Genomic DNA, 14,538 nt, shown 5'->3' with positions numbered 1-14,538 from the left:
TTGTCTATTTTTATGCCACAATACGCTACTGCCGTTAGGTTGTGTCAGTGACGGCGAAAAAAACGATTTTACTTGGTCAGCGAGGCTGGATACCCGATGTTTCAGCAGCAAAAAGACTGGGAAACAAGAGAAAACGCGTTTGCTGCTTTTTCCATGGGGCCACTGACAGATTTCTGGCGTCAGCGGGAAGAAGCGGAATTTACGGGCGTGGATGATATTCCCGTACATTTTGTTCGTTTTCATGCAGAAAAAAACGATCGCGTCATCGTCGTCTGTCCTGGACGCATTGAAAGCTACGTGAAATACGCTGAACTGGCGTATGACCTGTTTCATTCTGGTTTTGACGTTCTCATTATCGATCACCGTGGTCAGGGGCGTTCCGGGCGTATGCTTTCGGATCCGCATCGCGGTCATGTCGATAACTTTAATGATTATGTCGACGATCTAACCGCCTTCTGGCAGCAGGAAGTGCTACCCGGCCCGTGGAGAAAACGCTATATCCTAGCGCATTCAATGGGCGGGGCGATTGCCACGTTATTCCTGCAACGCCACCCGAATCAGTGTGATGCCATCGCGCTTTGCGCACCGATGTTTGGTATTGTGATGCGCTTTCCCGACTGGATGGTGCGCCATATACTGGACTGGGCCGAAGGGCATCCGCGGATCCGCGAAGGCTATGCGATGGGAACCGGGCGCTGGCGGGCGCTGCCGTTCGGTATGAATGCGTTAACCCATAGTCGACAGCGCTATCGGCGCAATCTACGCTTTTATGCTGATGAGCCGCGGTTGCGCGTTGGCGGCCCCACCTATCACTGGGTACGTGAAGGGATTCTGGCTGGCGAACAGGTTTTGGCTGGCGCCGGGGATGATGCGACGCCGACGCTGCTGATTCAGGCTGAAGAAGAGCGTGTGGTAGATAACCGCATGCACGATCGTTTTTGTGAACTCCGCGCCGCAGCGGGCCATCCTGTAGAAGGGGGTCAGCCGCTTGTCATCAAAGGCGCGTACCATGAGATCCTTTTTGAAAAGGACGCCATGCGCTCAGTCGCGCTTAACGCTATTGTCGAATTTTTCGACAAGCATAACTCATCCAGCGGAACCCGCTTTGCCTAGAGGTTGAATTTTCTTATGTATCAGGTTGTTGCGTCTGATTTAGACGGTACGCTGCTTTCTCCCGACCATACTCTGTCCCCTTATGCCAAAGAGACGCTGAAGTTATTGACCGCTCGCGGTGTTAACTTCGTGTTTGCGACTGGCCGTCATCATGTTGATGTGGGGCAAATTCGCGATAACCTCGGCATTAAAACCTACATGATCACGTCCAACGGCGCGCGCGTGCATGATTCTGACGGGAATCTGGTGTTTTCCCATAACCTGGATCGCGATATTGCCAGCGACCTGTTTGGCGTAGTGAATGCAAACCCGGACATCGTGACCAACGTATATCGTGATGATGAGTGGTTTATGAATCGCCATCGTCCGGACGAAATGCGTTTCTTCAAAGAAGCGGTGTTTAACTATTCACTGTTTGAACCTGCATTACTGGAGCCTGAGGGCGTCAGCAAAGTGTTCTTCACCACCGACTCTCACGAAAGGCTACTGCCGCTGGAGCAGGCGATTAACGCCCGCTGGGGCGATCGCGTCAACGTCAGCTTCTCTACGCTTACCTGTCTGGAAGTCATGGCGGGCGGCGTATCGAAAGGTCATGCGCTGGAAGCGGTAGCAAAAGCGATGGGCTACAGCCTGAAAGACTGCATCGCCTTTGGCGACGGGATGAACGATGCGGAAATGCTCTCCATGGCAGGTAAAGGCTGCATCATGGGCAACGCCCACCAGCGCCTGAAGGATCTGCACCCGGAACTGGAAGTCATTGGTCTTAATGCCGACGATGCCGTGCCACACTATCTGCGTGAACTGTTTTTGCAGTAACCTTCTGTTCTTTAGTTGACCAGTTGTCAACTAAAAACTTCGCTACAATGGGTGTACCTTTTGTTAAGAGACATCCATTGTGGCGTTACTCATCATTACCACAATTCTGTGGGCCTTTTCCTTTAGCCTGTTTGGCGAGTACCTTGCCGGTCATGTCGATAGCTATTTTGCGGTGCTGGTGCGCGTTGGGCTGGCGGCGCTGGTGTTCCTGCCGTTTCTACGTACTCGTGGGCACAGCGTAAAAACGATCGGGCTGTATATGCTGGTGGGTGCCATGCAGCTTGGCATTATGTACATGCTGAGTTTTCACGCCTATCTGTACCTGACGGTTTCAGAACTGCTGCTCTTTACCGTGCTGACGCCGCTCTACATTACGCTGATTTATGATCTGATGAGCGGACGTCGTCTGCGCTGGAGTTACGCCTTTAGTGCGTTACTGGCGGTGATTGGCGCGGGGATCATTCGTTACGATCAGGTGACCAGCCACTTCTGGACCGGTCTGCTGTTGGTGCAGTTGTCCAATATCAGCTTTGCCATTGGTATGGTGGGCTATAAACGTCTGATGGAGACGCGGCCAATGCCGCAGCACAACGCCTTTGCCTGGTTTTATATGGGCGCCTTTATGGTGGCTGTCGTGGCCTGGTTCATGCTGGGCAATGCGCAGAAAATGCCTGCAACCACGCTACAGTGGGGAATTCTGGTCTTTCTTGGCGTGGCGGCGTCCGGCATTGGTTACTTTATGTGGAACTACGGCGCGACCCAGGTGGATGCGGGCACGCTGGGCATAATGAACAATATGCATGTCCCTGCCGGACTGCTGGTTAACCTGGCTATCTGGCATCAACAACCTCACTGGCCAAGCTTCATCATTGGTGCGGCTGTGATAGTGGCTTCACTGTGGGTACATCGAAAGTGGGTCGTTCCGCACTCCGTACAAACGGCAGGTGATCGCAGGCGTGATTCCGCGCTGAGCGAATAAACGCTTCTGTGACCGGCTGTCGCTGCTCGCCATCACGCACGGCGGCGTACAGTCGGCTCCACAATCCATCACCCAGGGTTTTGGTCACTACCAGGCCCTGGCGTTCAAAACTCTCCACCACCCAGTGCGGTAATGCCGCGATACCCATTCTGGCTGCAACCATCTGAATCAGCAGTAAGGTGTTATCCACGCTTTTCAGCGAAGGACTAACGCCTGCAGGCTGCAGAAAATGCCGCCATACATCCAGTCGACTCCGCTGTACCGGGTAAATCAGCAGCGTCTCGCTGGCCAAATCTTCCGGTGTGATTTGTGTTTTGCTGGCCAACGGATGGTCAGGCGCCAGTACCAGGCGGACTTCAAAATCAAACATCGGTGAGTAGTGCAATCCGCTGCGCGGCAGGATGTCGGAGGTTAACACCAGATCCAGCTCATCCTGCTGTAGCGCTGGTTGCGGATCGAACGTCACGCCGGATTTAAAGTCCATCTCCACCTGCGGCCAGTTGACACGAAAATTCTCCAGCGCGGGCGTCAGCCATTGAATACAACTGTGACATTCAATCGCAATTCGCAGCCGGGTTTGCTGCGGTTCGTTGCAGGCCTGCAGCGCACGACCAATTTGCGGCAACACCTGATTGGCTAACTGCAGCAGGATTTCTCCCTGCGGCGTAAAGCGCAGAGGCTGGCTTTTACGGATAAAAAGTCGAAAGCCAAGGCGCTGCTCCAGATCGCTGAACTGGTGAGAAAGGGCGGATTGGGTCTGATGCAACGTCGCCGCTGCGGCTGCCAGAGAACCACTATTCCGCAACGCCTGGAGCGTTTTCAGGTGTTTAATCTCGATCATGAAAGTCCTTCACTTCGGCATGAACAAATTGCGCTTGAGGAATATACAGTAACCGCCAATTATGGATGTGTAAACATCTGGACGGCTAAAATCCTTCGTCTTTTAAATTTATGGTGCGTTGGCTTCGTTTCCCCACCCCAGTCACTTACTTCAGTAAGCTCCTGGGGATGAGTAAACTTGCCGCCTTCCCTAAATTCAAAATCCATAGGATTTACATATAATTAGAGGAAGAAAAATGACAATATTGAATCACACCCTCGGTTTCCCTCGCGTTGGCCTGCGTCGCGAGTTGAAGAAAGCGCAAGAAAGCTACTGGGCGGGAAATTCTTCCCGTGAAGATTTGCTGACCGTTGGCCGCGAGCTGCGTGCCCGCCACTGGGATCAGCAGAAGCAGGCGGGTGTTGACCTGCTGCCGGTGGGTGATTTTGCCTGGTACGATCACGTGCTGACCACCAGCCTGCTGCTCGGCAACGTTCCGGCTCGCCATCAAAATAAAGACGGCTCGGTCGATATCGATACCTTATTTCGCATTGGCCGTGGCCGCGCACCAACGGGTGAACCCGCAGCGGCGGCAGAAATGACCAAATGGTTTAACACCAACTATCACTACATGGTGCCAGAGTTCACTAAAGGTCAGCAGTTCAAACTGACCTGGACCCAACTGCTGGATGAGGTAGACGAAGCGCTGGCGCTCGGCCACAAGGTGAAGCCTGTGCTGCTGGGGCCGGTAACCTACCTGTGGTTGGGTAAAGTGAAAGGCGAACAGTTTGATCGCCTGAGCCTGTTGAACGACATTCTGCCGGTTTACCAGCAGGTACTGGCCGAGTTGGCGAAACGCGGCATTGAGTGGGTGCAGATTGACGAACCCGCGCTGGTACTGGAATTGCCGCAAGCGTGGCTGGACGCCTTCAAACCTGCTTATGACGCGCTGACGGGTCAGGTGAAGCTGCTACTGACCACCTACTTCGAAGGCGTAACGCCAAACCTGGATACCATTACCGCCCTGCCGGTACAGGGGCTGCACGTTGACTTCGTGCACGGCAAAGATGATGCAGCCGAGCTGCACACGCGTCTGCCAGCCGACTGGCTGCTGTCAGCGGGGCTGGTGAACGGCCGCAACGTCTGGCGTGCCGATCTCAGCGAAAAATACGCACAAATCAAAGATCTCGTCGGGAAACGTAACCTGTGGGTGGCTTCTTCCTGCTCCCTGCTGCATAGCCCAATCGATCTCAGTGTGGAAACCCGCCTTGATGCAGAAGTGAAGAGCTGGTTTGCCTTCGCCCTGCAAAAGTGCGGCGAGCTGGCGCTGCTGCGCGATGCATTGAATAGCGGTGATACGGCGGCAATTGTCGAGTGGAGTGCACCGATTCAGGCTCGTCGTCACTCTACCCGCGTACACAACGCCGCAGTGGAAAAACGTCTGGCGGCAATCACCGCCCAGGACAGCCAGCGCGCTAACGCTTACCCGGTTCGTGCCGAGGCGCAACGTGCCCGCTTTAATCTGCCGGCATGGCCGACTACGACTATCGGTTCATTCCCGCAAACCACAGAAATTCGCGGCCTGCGCCTGGACTTCAAAAAGGGCAACCTGGATGCTGGTAACTATCGCACCGGAATTGCGGAACATATTAAACAGGCGATTGTTGAACAGGAACGTCTGGGTCTCGACGTGCTGGTACACGGTGAAGCCGAGCGTAATGACATGGTCGAATACTTTGGCGAACACCTGGACGGCTTCGTCTTTACCCAGAACGGTTGGGTGCAGAGCTACGGTTCTCGCTGCGTGAAGCCGCCGGTGGTGATTGGCGACGTCAGCCGCCCGGAAGCGATCACCGTGGAGTGGGCGAAATATGCCCAGTCGCTGACCGACAAACCGGTAAAAGGCATGCTGACCGGTCCGGTGACCATTCTCTGCTGGTCATTCCCGCGTGAAGACGTGACGCGTGAAACCATCGCGAAGCAGATCGCGCTGGCGCTGCGTGATGAAGTGGCGGATCTGGAAGCGGCGGGTATCGGCATCATCCAGATTGATGAACCGGCACTGCGCGAAGGTTTACCACTACGTCGCAGCGACTGGGCGGCGTATCTGGAGTGGGGTGTGGAAGCCTTCCGCATTAACGCGGCGGTAGCGAAGGATGAAACCCAGATCCACACCCACATGTGTTATTGCGAGTTCAACGACATCATGGACTCCATTGCGGCGCTGGATGCGGACGTGATCACCATCGAAACCTCGCGCTCTGATATGGAGTTGCTGGAATCGTTTGAAGAGTTCGACTATCCGAACGAAATCGGGCCGGGCGTATACGATATTCACTCGCCGAACGTTCCGAGCGTGGAGTGGATTGAAGCCCTGTTGAAGAAAGCCGAGCAGCGCATTCCAGCAGAACGTCTGTGGGTGAACCCGGACTGCGGCCTGAAAACCCGCGGCTGGCCGGAAACCCGTGCTGCGTTGGCGAACATGGTCAAAGCGGCGCAGAATCTGCGTCAGGCGTAATTCATTGCCCGGGAAGCGCTTGCGCTTACCCGGGTTACAGGAAATCGCAATAGTTGTAGGCCCGGTAAGGCGTCGCCACCACCGGGCAATTAACGTTTATTTCTTCCCACCGTATTGCACGAACCACTCCAGCATTCTCTGCCAACCGTCTTTCGCGGACTCTTCGTGATAGCTCGGGCGATAATCGGCGTTGAACGCATGTCCGGCATCGGGATAGACCACGATTTCCGCTTTAGCATTGGCGGCGCGTAGCGCCTGGCGCATTGTTTCAACGGTATCTTGCGGAATGCTGGTGTCCTGGCCGCCATAAAGCCCCAAAACGGGGGCGTTAAGATCGGTTGCGATATCAACGGGATGTTTTGGCGAGTTGAGGGTTTTGTCGCCCACCAGTTTGCCATACCACGCCACGGCCGCTTTTAACTGCGGATTATGTGCGGCATACAGCCAGGTGATGCGCCCACCCCAGCAAAATCCGGTGATCATCAACTGGTGCGCATCTCCTCCGTTGCGGGAGGCCCAGCTGGCGACGTGGTCCAGATCGGCCAGTACCTGAGAGTCAGGCACTTTGGCGACAAGGCCACTAAGCAGCGTAGGGATATCGGCAAAGTCATTGGGATCGCCTTCGCGAAAATAGAGTTCTGGTGCGATAGCCAGATACCCTTCCAGAGCCAGACGACGGCAAACGTCACGAATGTGCTCATGAATACCAAAAATCTCCTGCACGACAATGACTACGGGCAGCAGGCCATCAGTCTGTTTTGGTCGTGCGTGATACGCTGGCATATCATCGCCTTGTGAAGGTATGGACGTTACACCGGCGATAATTGCATTATCCGGGGTGTGAACCGTGGTAGACGTCGGTGGAGATACAGCAGGTGCAAAGCCAGATTGTCGTGTTGTCATGGTATTCTCCGTACCCTTAAATATTCAGCAAAAAAGCGCATTGTTAACTATAGACACATGCAACGAACCACATTGCCTTAAACGGTCTATCTTTTGTGCAGGGCTTACTTATATCGCATCATTTATGTGATAAAGATCACTATTTAATGGTAATCGAATGCAATTGATTTACATCATAGTGATGACTGTCACGAAAATATGTTTATGCCTTCGGTAAAGTGTGTTTTTGCTTCTTCTGACAAAACCGATTCACAGAGGAGTTTTTATGTCTAAGTCTGATGTTTTTCATCTCGGCCTCACTAAGAACGATTTACAAGGGGCTACGCTTGCTATCGTCCCTGGCGACCCGGAGCGTGTGGAAAAGATCGCCGCGCTGATGGATAAGCCGGTTAAGCTGGCATCTCATCGCGAGTTCACCACCTGGCGTGCTGAGCTGGATGGTAAAGCCGTGATCGTTTGCTCTACCGGTATCGGCGGCCCGTCCACCTCTATTGCCGTAGAAGAACTGGCACAGCTGGGCATTCGTACCTTCCTGCGTATCGGTACGACTGGCGCTATCCAGCCGCATATCAACGTGGGTGATGTACTGGTTACCACTGCATCTGTTCGTCTGGACGGTGCAAGCCTGCACTTCGCACCAATGGAATTCCCGGCCGTTGCGGACTTCGAGTGCACCACCGCGCTGGTGGAAGCGGCGAAATCTATCGGCGCCACCACTCACGTGGGTGTTACTGCGTCTTCTGACACCTTCTACCCGGGCCAGGAGCGTTATGACACCTTCTCTGGTCGCGTCGTGAGCCGTTTCAAAGGCTCAATGGAAGAGTGGCAGTCTATGGGCGTCATGAACTACGAAATGGAATCTGCTACGCTGCTGACCATGTGCGCAAGCCAGGGTCTGCGTGCCGGTATGGTCGCGGGTGTTATCGTGAACCGTACTCAGCAAGAGATCCCTAATGCGGAAACGATGAAACAAACGGAAAGCCACGCGGTGAAAATCGTGGTGGAAGCCGCGCGTCGTTTACTGTAATTCTCCCGTCTATTCAAAAAGGCCGACGCGTTCGGCCTTTTTATTTTGCGTAGTGCCTCGCAGGAAATTCCTTTTAAACTGGACGTTTATACAGCACAATTCTATTTTGTGCGGGTAAGTCGTTGCTGTAAGGGGGCGTTGTGGATATTTCAATTATGATGAGTGCCGTGTTGGCGTTAGCCGCAGGGCTACTGGTAGGGTGGCTGGCGACAAAAGCACGCGCCGATCAAATCCGTGCCGACCTCATCGAAGAGCGACGTGAACTGGATATTGCGCTAAGCGCCGCCCGCCAGCAGCTCTCGCAGGAAGCTCACTGGCGTGATGAGTGCGAACTCCTCAATAATGAATTACGCAGTCTGCACAGTATCAACACCTCTCTGGAAGCCGATCTCCGTGAAGTCACTACCCGGCTGGAAGCAACGCAACAGCATGCGGAAGATAAAATCCGCCAGATGATCAACAGCGAACAGCGTCTGAGTGAACAGTTTGAAAATCTGGCGAATCGTATTTTTGAGCACAGCAACCGTCGTGTTGATGAGCAAAATCGCCAAAGTCTGAACAGCCTGCTTGCGCCGCTTCGTGAACAACTGGACGGTTTTCGTCGCCAGGTTCAGGATAGCTTTGGTAAAGAGGCGCAAGAACGCCATACCCTGGCACACGAAATTCGTAATCTCCAACAACTGAATGCGCAGATGGCGCAGGAAGCGGTAAACCTGACGCGGGCATTAAAAGGCGATAACAAAACGCAGGGTAATTGGGGAGAGGTCGTACTCACGCGGGTACTCGAAGCCTCTGGTCTGCGTGAGGGTTATGAATATGAAACCCAGGTCAGCATCGAAAACGACGCCCGTTCGCGAATGCAGCCTGATGTCATCGTTCGGCTACCGCAGGGTAAAGATGTGGTGATCGATGCGAAAATGACGCTGGTCGCCTATGAGCGCTATTTTAACGCAGAAGATGAATACACCCGCGAAAGTGCATTGCAGGAGCACATCGCCTCGGTGCGCAACCATATTCGACTACTGGGGCGCAAAGATTATCAGCAGCTTCCTGGGCTGCGTACGCTTGACTATGTGCTGATGTTTATCCCCGTTGAGCCCGCTTTTTTGCTGGCGCTCGACAGACAGCCCGAACTGATTACCGAAGCGCTTAGAAATAACATTATGCTGGTGAGCCCTACCACACTGTTGGTGGCATTGCGCACGATCGCCAACCTGTGGCGCTACGAGCATCAGAGTCGTAATGCGCAACAAATTGCCGATCGGGCCAGCAAACTTTATGACAAGATGCGGTTGTTTGTGGATGATATGTCGGCAATAGGTCAAAGCCTGGACAAAGCCCAGGACAACTACCGACAGGCGATGAAAAAACTCTCTTCCGGTCGTGGAAACGTCCTGTCGCAGGCAGAAGCTTTTCGTAGTTTAGGCGTGGAAATTAAGCGCGAGATAAATCCTGAGCTGGTTGAACAAGCTACTACACAGGATGAGGAATACCGCTTGCGCTCGGTCCCTGAGACGCAACAAGATGCGTCTTACCCCGAGGATGAAGCGGTAAATCAGCAATCAAACTAGTCCATTTGGGGTAGTTGAACCCGGTAGAAGGGTAGGGCAAATTGGCCCAATCTGTTACACTTCTCGAACATTTTTTGGATGAGCAGGCACTGAGATGGTGGATAATTCACAAGAAACGACGCACTTTGGCTTTCAGACCGTCGCTAAAGAGCAGAAAGCTGACATGGTGGCCCACGTTTTTCATTCTGTGGCGTCTAAATATGACGTTATGAATGACTTAATGTCATTTGGCATTCATCGTTTGTGGAAGCGCTTCACCATTGATTGCAGTGGCGTGCGTCGCGGGCAAACCGTTCTCGATTTAGCAGGCGGTACCGGCGATCTGACGGCGAAATTCTCTCGCATGGTTGGTGAAACCGGCAAAGTTGTGCTGGCGGATATCAATGACTCAATGCTCAAAATGGGTCGCGAAAAGCTGCGTAATATTGGCGTGGTAGGTAACGTTGAGTACGTTCAGGCGAATGCGGAAGCATTACCTTTCCCTGACAACACGTTTGACTGCATCACCATCTCTTTCGGTCTGCGCAACGTAACGGATAAAGACAAAGCATTACGCTCCATGTACCGCGTATTGAAGCCGGGCGGACGTCTACTGGTGCTGGAATTCTCCAAACCCATAATCGAACCGTTGAGCAAAGCCTACGACGCATACTCTTTCCATGTTCTGCCGCGCATAGGTTCAATGGTAGCAAGCGATGCGGACAGCTACCGTTATTTGGCGGAGTCCATCCGTATGCATCCCGATCAGGACACCTTAAAAGCAATGATGCAAGATGCCGGGTTCGAAAGCGTTGATTACTACAACCTGACAGCAGGTGTCGTTGCGCTGCATCGTGGTTACAAGTTCTGACAGGAGAGTGGGGATGCCTTTAAAACCCTTAGTAACCGCAGGCGTTGAAAATCTGCTCAACACCTTTCTGTACCGTTCTCCTGCGCTGAAGTCAGCCAGAACGCGTTTACAAGGTAAGGTGCTGCGTGTTGATCTCAAAGGATTTTCAACACCGTTAGTCCTGGTGTTTAGCGAGCGCCAGGTCGATGTGCTGGGGGCATGGGAAGGCGAAGCCGATTGCACCGTAATCACATATGCCAGTGTGTTACCGAAATTGCGTGACCGACAGCAACTCACCACGCTTATCCGCAGCGGTGAGCTGGAAGTCCAGGGCGATATCCAGGTAGTACAGAACTTTGTTGCGCTGGCCGATCTGGCGGAGTTGGATCTTGCAGAACTGTTAGCACCCTATACCGGCGATATCGTCGCGGAAGGGGTCAGCAAAGTCTTGCGTGGTGGAGCGAAGTTCCTGTGCCATAACTTTCAGCGCCAGCAGCGCTATGTCGCCGAAGCGATCACTGAAGAGTGGCGCATGGCTCCTGGTCCACTAGAGGTTGCATGGTTTGCTGAAGAAACGGCAGCCGTTGAGCGCGCGGTTGAATCTCTGGCCAAACGGCTGGAAAAACTGGAGGCCAAATGACGCCAGGTGAAGTACGGCGCCTTTATTTCATCATTCGCACTTTTTTAAGCTACGGTCTTGATGAACTCATCCCCAAAATGCGAATCACGCTGCCGCTTCGGTTGTGGCGTTACTCGTTGTTCTGGATGCCCAACCGACATAAAGACAAACCGCTGGGAGAAAGGCTGAGACTGGCTTTACAGGAACTGGGCCCGGTGTGGATCAAATTTGGGCAAATGCTCTCTACCCGTCGTGACCTTTTCCCTCCGCACATCGCCGATCAGCTTGCGCTATTGCAGGATCGGGTTGCCCCGTTCGATGGCCTTAGAGCGAAAAAACAAATCGAAGAGGCCATGGGCGGGCTGCCCGTTGAGGAATGGTTTGATGATTTTGAAATCACGCCACTGGCATCTGCATCTGTTGCTCAGGTCCACACTGCGCGGTTGAAATCGAATGGCAAAGAGGTGGTGATCAAAGTTATTCGCCCGGACATACTTCCGGTCATCAAAGCGGATTTAAAACTGATCTACCGCCTGGCTCGTTGGGTTCCTCGTCTGCTGCCAGATGGGCGTCGCCTGCGACCAACAGAAGTCGTCCGTGAATATGAAAAAACGTTGATCGATGAACTGAATCTGCTGCGAGAATCGGCGAACGCCATTCAGCTACGACGTAATTTTGAAGATAGTCCGATGCTGTACATCCCGGAAGTGTATTCCGACTACTGCAGTCAGAACATGATGGTGATGGAGCGCATTTACGGCATCCCGGTTTCAGATGTCACCACGCTTGAGAAGAACGGCACCAATATGAAACTGTTGGCCGAGCGTGGTGTTCAGGTCTTCTTTACTCAGGTATTCCGCGACAGCTTTTTCCATGCGGATATGCACCCCGGGAACATTTTTGTCAGTTATGAGCACCCTGAAAACCCGAAATACATTGGTATTGATTGTGGGATTGTGGGCTCTTTAAACAAAGAAGATAAGCGTTACCTGGCTGAAAACTTCATTGCGTTCTTTAACCGCGATTACCGCAAAGTTGCTGAACTGCACGTAGATTCTGGTTGGGTTCCACCGGATACCAACGTAGAAGAGTTTGAATTTGCCATTCGTACCGTGTGCGAGCCGATTTTTGAAAAGCCGCTGGCGGAGATTTCCTTTGGTCACGTGCTGTTGAATCTGTTCAACACTGCGCGCCGCTTCAATATGGAAGTTCAGCCTCAACTGGTATTGCTCCAGAAGACGCTGCTGTACGTTGAAGGTGTCGGACGACAACTCTACCCGCAGTTAGATTTGTGGAAAACGGCTAAGCCATTCCTCGAATCCTGGATTAAAGATCAGGTCGGTATTCCGGCGCTCGTTAGGGCATTTAAAGAAAAAGCACCGTTCTGGGTCGAAAAAATGCCAGAAATACCTGAACTGGTGTATGACAGTTTGCGCCAGGGCAAATATTTACAGCACAGTGTTGATAAGATTGCCCGCGAGCTTCACGCGAATCATGTACGCCAGGGACAATCCCGTTATTTATTGGGCATTGGCGCAACATTGTTGCTAAGTGGAACATTCCTGCTGGTAAGCCGCCCTGAGTGGGGGCTTATGCCGGGCTGGTTAATGGCGGGAGGCGTCATAGCCTGGTTGATCGGCTGGCGCAAAATGCGCTGAATTTTTCATCGCCCAAGGCAGGTCGTGTAACGTATACTACGGCCTTATTAATTCATCATCTATGACAGAGGAACATGTATGGGTGGTATCAGTATTTGGCAGTTGTTGATCATTGCCGTCATCGTTGTACTGCTATTTGGCACCAAGAAACTCGGCTCTATCGGTTCCGATCTTGGCGCGTCGATCAAAGGCTTCAAAAAAGCGATGGGTGATGATGAGCCTAAGCAAGATAAGACCAGCCAGGACGCTGATTTTACTGCTAAATCCATCACCGATAAGCAGGGTGAAGTGAAAAAGGAAGACGCCAAAAGCCAAGATAAAGAGCAGGTATAATCCGTGTTTGATATCGGTTTTAGCGAACTGTTATTGGTGTTCGTGATCGGCCTCATTGTTCTGGGGCCGCAACGATTACCTGTAGCGGTAAAAACGGTTGCTGGTTGGGTTCGCGCTTTGCGTTCCCTTGCAACTACTGTTCAGAATGAACTGACCCAGGAGCTTAAGCTTCAGGAGTTTCAGGACAGCCTGAAGAAAGTAGAGAAAGCGAGCCTGACAAATCTGACCCCGGAGCTGAAAGCGTCAATGGATGAGCTGCGTGAAGCGGCGGAATCGATGAAGCGTTCTTACAGCGTGCACGATCCTGAGAAAGCGAGCGATGAAGCGCACACTATCCATAATCCGGTGGTGAAAGAAGGTGAAGCGCAGCGAGAAGGGGTAACCCCTGCCGCCGCTGAAAACCAGGCCAGTTCGCCGGAGCAAAAACCGGAATCCACGGGTGCTAAAACGCCAGAGCAGACGGAAAACACTTCCGCCACGTTGATGGATGCAGAAAAGAAAGCTGCCGCACCTGTTGTCGAATCCTCCCCCTCGTCGAGTGATAAACCGTAAACATGGCTGTAGAAGATACCCAACCGCTCATTACGCATCTTATCGAGCTGCGTAAGCGACTCCTGAACTGCATTATTGCGGTTATCGTGATCTTTCTGGCGTTGGTTTACTTTGCCAACGACATTTACCATATGGTTGCGGCACCGCTGATTAAACAGATGCCGCAGGGTGCAACGATGATCGCCACCGATGTGGCCTCACCGTTCTTTACCCCTATAAAGTTAACCTTCATGGTGTCGCTGATCCTGTCAGCGCCAGTGATCCTCTACCAGGTATGGGCATTTATTGCGCCTGCTTTGTACAAACATGAACGTCGCCTGGTTGTGCCGCTGCTGGTCTCCAGCTCGTTGTTGTTCTACATCGGCATGGCATTCGCCTATTTTGTCGTCTTCCCGTTGGCGTTTGGTTTTCTGGCTAACACGGCTCCGCAAGGCGTGCAGGTATCGACAGATATTGCCAGCTATCTCAGCTTCGTAATGGCGCTATTTATGGCTTTCGGTGTCTCTTTTGAGGTCCCTGTCGCCATTGTGCTGCTATGCTGGATGGGCATTACGACACCTGAAGATTTACGTAAGAAACGACCTTACGTGGTGGTGGGAGCATTCGTCGTCGGGATGTTACTGACTCCGCCAGATGTCTTCTCGCAAACGTTGTTGGCGATACCGATGTACTGCCTGTTTGAAGTGGGCGTTTTCTTCTCTCGTTTCTATGTCGGTAAGCGACGTACGCGAGATGAGGACAACGAGGCTGAAGAAGCAAAAGAAGCCGAAGCCACCGAGAAAACAGAAGAGTAAATTCAA

14 protein-coding genes are annotated in these 14,538 nt (G+C 52.7%); 12 read left to right on the top strand and 2 right to left on the bottom strand.

What is annotated here, in order from left to right:
* Nucleotides 1-96: 96 nt before the first annotated feature.
* The 3 genes from pldB (at nt 97) to GHC22_RS22960 (ending at nt 2,908) form a co-directional block, all read left to right on the top strand.
* Nucleotides 97-1,113 carry a lysophospholipase L2 gene (gene pldB, locus GHC22_RS22970; RefSeq protein ID WP_003017911.1) on the top strand — a complete coding sequence of 339 codons (1,017 nt, stop codon included), beginning with the start codon at nt 97-99 and terminating at the stop codon, nt 1,111-1,113.
* A 15-nt stretch (nt 1,114-1,128) separates the two neighbouring features.
* Nucleotides 1,129-1,929: a sugar/pyridoxal phosphate phosphatase YigL gene (yigL, locus tag GHC22_RS22965; RefSeq protein WP_008787091.1), complete on the top strand. Its 801-nt coding sequence runs from the start codon at nt 1,129-1,131 to the stop codon at nt 1,927-1,929.
* 79 nt (nt 1,930-2,008) lie between these two features.
* Nucleotides 2,009-2,908 carry a carboxylate/amino acid/amine transporter gene (locus GHC22_RS22960; protein WP_003828930.1) on the top strand — a complete coding sequence of 300 codons (900 nt, stop codon included), beginning with the start codon at nt 2,009-2,011 and terminating at the stop codon, nt 2,906-2,908.
* Here the strand turns inward: GHC22_RS22960 and metR are convergent.
* The gene (gene metR / locus GHC22_RS22955) at nt 2,796-3,749 is read right to left on the bottom strand and encodes an HTH-type transcriptional regulator MetR (protein WP_104651948.1); all 954 of its coding nucleotides are present in this window, start codon (nt 3,747-3,749) and stop codon (nt 2,796-2,798) included. The genes GHC22_RS22960 and metR overlap by 113 nt on opposite strands.
* A gap of 235 nt (nt 3,750-3,984) precedes the next feature.
* Between metR and metE the strand changes: the two genes are divergently transcribed.
* Nucleotides 3,985-6,246: a 5-methyltetrahydropteroyltriglutamate--homocysteine S-methyltransferase gene (gene metE, locus GHC22_RS22950; protein WP_153753933.1), complete on the top strand. Its 2,262-nt coding sequence runs from the start codon at nt 3,985-3,987 to the stop codon at nt 6,244-6,246.
* 96 nt (nt 6,247-6,342) lie between these two features.
* Here the strand turns inward: metE and GHC22_RS22945 are convergent, their stop codons facing one another.
* Nucleotides 6,343-7,149 carry a dienelactone hydrolase family protein gene (locus tag GHC22_RS22945; RefSeq protein ID WP_003828924.1) on the bottom strand — a complete coding sequence of 269 codons (807 nt, stop codon included), beginning with the start codon at nt 7,147-7,149 and terminating at the stop codon, nt 6,343-6,345.
* Between the two features lie 265 nt (nt 7,150-7,414).
* Between GHC22_RS22945 and udp the strand changes: the two genes are divergently transcribed.
* The 8 genes from udp to tatC all read left to right on the top strand — a co-directional run bounded on the left by udp (nt 7,415) and on the right by tatC (nt 14,532).
* Nucleotides 7,415-8,176, top strand: coding sequence for a uridine phosphorylase (gene udp, locus GHC22_RS22940; protein WP_003828923.1), 762 nt, complete (start codon nt 7,415-7,417; stop codon nt 8,174-8,176).
* A 140-nt stretch (nt 8,177-8,316) separates the two neighbouring features.
* Nucleotides 8,317-9,747, top strand: coding sequence for a DNA recombination protein RmuC (gene rmuC / locus GHC22_RS22935; protein ID WP_153753932.1), 1,431 nt, complete (start codon nt 8,317-8,319; stop codon nt 9,745-9,747).
* A 94-nt stretch (nt 9,748-9,841) separates the two neighbouring features.
* Nucleotides 9,842-10,597, top strand: a complete 756-nt coding sequence (gene ubiE, locus GHC22_RS22930; RefSeq protein ID WP_003017897.1) for a bifunctional demethylmenaquinone methyltransferase/2-methoxy-6-polyprenyl-1,4-benzoquinol methylase UbiE — start codon at nt 9,842-9,844, stop codon at nt 10,595-10,597.
* Between the two features lie 13 nt (nt 10,598-10,610).
* Entirely contained in the window at nt 10,611-11,216 is a 606-nt protein-coding gene (gene ubiJ / locus GHC22_RS22925; protein WP_153753931.1) for a ubiquinone biosynthesis protein UbiJ, read from the top strand.
* Entirely contained in the window at nt 11,213-12,853 is a 1,641-nt protein-coding gene (gene ubiB / locus GHC22_RS22920) for a ubiquinone biosynthesis regulatory protein kinase UbiB (protein WP_003828916.1), read from the top strand. Before ubiJ ends, ubiB begins: the two co-directional genes overlap by 4 nt.
* 78 nt (nt 12,854-12,931) lie before the next feature.
* A complete protein-coding gene (tatA, locus tag GHC22_RS22915) occupies nt 12,932-13,186 on the top strand; it encodes a Sec-independent protein translocase subunit TatA (RefSeq protein WP_003017888.1) in 255 nt (84 codons plus the stop codon).
* A gap of 3 nt (nt 13,187-13,189) precedes the next feature.
* Nucleotides 13,190-13,738 carry a Sec-independent protein translocase protein TatB gene (gene tatB, locus GHC22_RS22910; RefSeq protein ID WP_048227528.1) on the top strand — a complete coding sequence of 183 codons (549 nt, stop codon included), beginning with the start codon at nt 13,190-13,192 and terminating at the stop codon, nt 13,736-13,738.
* A 2-nt stretch (nt 13,739-13,740) separates the two neighbouring features.
* A complete protein-coding gene (tatC, locus tag GHC22_RS22905; RefSeq protein WP_003828911.1) occupies nt 13,741-14,532 on the top strand; it encodes a Sec-independent protein translocase subunit TatC in 792 nt (263 codons plus the stop codon).
* Nucleotides 14,533-14,538: the final 6 nt, after the last annotated feature.

Source organism: Citrobacter sp. H12-3-2 (assembly GCF_009649895.1).
GTDB classification, from domain to species: Bacteria; Pseudomonadota; Gammaproteobacteria; order Enterobacterales; family Enterobacteriaceae; genus Citrobacter; species Citrobacter portucalensis.
The sequence above is the reverse complement of the archived record's forward strand: the minus strand, read 5'-3'. Positions and strand labels throughout refer to the sequence as shown.

What these genes read in the sequence shown, in the direction of transcription:
- pldB (WP_003017911.1), top strand. Translation starts at nt 97, where the DNA reads ATGTTTCAGCAGCAAAAAGACTGGGAAACAAGAGAAAACGCGTTTGCT.
- yigL (WP_008787091.1), top strand. Translation starts at nt 1,129, where the DNA reads ATGTATCAGGTTGTTGCGTCTGATTTAGACGGTACGCTGCTTTCTCCC.
- metR (WP_104651948.1), bottom strand. Translation starts at nt 3,749, where the DNA reads ATGATCGAGATTAAACACCTGAAAACGCTCCAGGCGTTGCGGAATAGT.
- metE (WP_153753933.1), top strand. Translation starts at nt 3,985, where the DNA reads ATGACAATATTGAATCACACCCTCGGTTTCCCTCGCGTTGGCCTGCGT.
- GHC22_RS22945 (WP_003828924.1), bottom strand. Translation starts at nt 7,149, where the DNA reads ATGACAACACGACAATCTGGCTTTGCACCTGCTGTATCTCCACCGACG.
- udp (WP_003828923.1), top strand. Translation starts at nt 7,415, where the DNA reads ATGTCTAAGTCTGATGTTTTTCATCTCGGCCTCACTAAGAACGATTTA.
- ubiE (WP_003017897.1), top strand. Translation starts at nt 9,842, where the DNA reads ATGGTGGATAATTCACAAGAAACGACGCACTTTGGCTTTCAGACCGTC.
- ubiJ (WP_153753931.1), top strand. Translation starts at nt 10,611, where the DNA reads ATGCCTTTAAAACCCTTAGTAACCGCAGGCGTTGAAAATCTGCTCAAC.
- ubiB (WP_003828916.1), top strand. Translation starts at nt 11,213, where the DNA reads ATGACGCCAGGTGAAGTACGGCGCCTTTATTTCATCATTCGCACTTTT.
- tatA (WP_003017888.1), top strand. Translation starts at nt 12,932, where the DNA reads ATGGGTGGTATCAGTATTTGGCAGTTGTTGATCATTGCCGTCATCGTT.
- tatC (WP_003828911.1), top strand. Translation starts at nt 13,741, where the DNA reads ATGGCTGTAGAAGATACCCAACCGCTCATTACGCATCTTATCGAGCTG.